This window comes from Massilia niastensis DSM 21313 (assembly GCF_000382345.1).
GTDB classification, from domain to species: domain Bacteria; phylum Pseudomonadota; class Gammaproteobacteria; order Burkholderiales; family Burkholderiaceae_D; genus Telluria; species Telluria niastensis.
Window position 1 is genome coordinate 1 of record NZ_KB908209.1, and the last position, 1,382, is coordinate 1,382.

The window sequence follows — 1,382 nt, forward strand, 5'->3', positions numbered from 1 at the left end:
CACCGCTACAAGACCGACTTCAGCTATTTCGGCATGTCGCGCTACGTGATCGATTTCTCGGGCGCGCAGCCGCAGATCCTCAGGAAGTACGTGGTGCTCAAGAACGATTACATCCACCAGGTAATCGACGTGTACCACATCTAAACGGCCGACAGGCCAGGAGACAGACGATGAGCCATCACATCGCCTTGCAGTTCGAAGACGGCATCACCCGCTTCATCACATGCAACGACAACGAAAAGCTGGCGGACGCCGCTTACCGCCAGCGGGTGAACATTCCGCTCGATTGCCGCGACGGCGCCTGCGGCACCTGCCGCGCGCACTGCGAATCGGGCAGTTTCGATATGCCGGAATCGAGCTACATCGAGGACGCACTGGAACCGGAAGATGCGGCCAAGGGCTTTGTGCTGACCTGCCAGATGAAACCGACCTCGAACTGCGTGGTCAAGATCCTGGCGACCTCGGAGGCCTGCAAGTCGGGCGCCCACAGCTACCATGGCCGCATCGCGTCGGTCGAGCAGCTGTCCGATTCGACCATACGCTTCGCGATCGACACGGGCGACGAGGCGGCGGCGGGCTTCCTGCCGGGCCAGTACGTGAACGTCGGCATCCCGGGCACGGAGCTGACCCGCTCGTATTCCTTCAGCTCCGCCCCGGGCAGCACGCGCGCCGAGTTCGTGGTCCGCAACGTGCCGGGCGGCCGGATGAGCGGCTACCTGACGGACACGGCGAAAGCAGGCGACGAGATCACCTTCCTCGGCCCGTTCGGCAGCTTCTACCTGCGCCCGCTCCAGCGTCCGGTCCTGTTCCTGGCCGGCGGCACCGGTATCGCGCCTTTCCTGTCGATGCTGTCGGTGCTGGCCGAAAAAGGTTTCACGCAGCCGGTACGGATGGTGTACGCGGTGACCAACGACCACGACCTGGTCGGGATCGAGGAACTCGACCGCATCGCCGCCGCCCACCCCTTGTTCTCCTACGTCACCTGCGTGGTCGCGCCGGAGAGCACGCATCCGCGCAAGGGCTACGCCACCGCCCACGTCGAGCCGGGCTGGATGAATGAGGGCGACGTCGATGTCTACCTGTGCGGCCCGCCGCCGATGGTCGACGCGGTGCGCACCTGGCTGGACGGGGCCGGCATCGCGCCCGCCAACTTCTACTTCGAAAAATTCTCGCCGAGCAGCGGAGCCTGACAACATGATGAACCGTGAACGTTTTCGCGACAAGGTAATGATCGTCACCGGGGCCGCGCAAGGCATCGGCCGCGGCGTGGCGCTGGCGGCGGCCGCGGAGGGCGCCCGGCTGGTGCTGGCCGACCGCTCGGACCTGGTGGACCAGGTGGCGCTGGAAGCGCGCGACCTGAAGGCGCAGGTCAGCGTGGCCAG

Annotated in this window: 2 protein-coding genes and 1 pseudogene; all 3 read left to right on the forward strand. The window is 65.6% G+C overall.

Going from position 1 to position 1,382, the window contains the following annotated elements:
* A pseudogene (locus H162_RS35485) lies at positions 1–144 on the forward strand (benzoate 1,2-dioxygenase small subunit); the annotation flags it as partial.
* Positions 145–170: 26 nt separating this feature from the next.
* Positions 171–1,190 (forward strand): benzoate 1,2-dioxygenase electron transfer component BenC, encoded by a 1,020-nt coding sequence (gene benC, locus H162_RS0129700; protein WP_020657097.1) that lies wholly within the window; start codon positions 171–173, stop codon positions 1,188–1,190.
* A 7-nt stretch (positions 1,191–1,197) separates the two neighbouring features.
* Positions 1,198–1,382: SDR family NAD(P)-dependent oxidoreductase (locus tag H162_RS32425; RefSeq protein WP_211223764.1), on the forward strand; the 185-nt coding region annotated here is incomplete at its 3' end.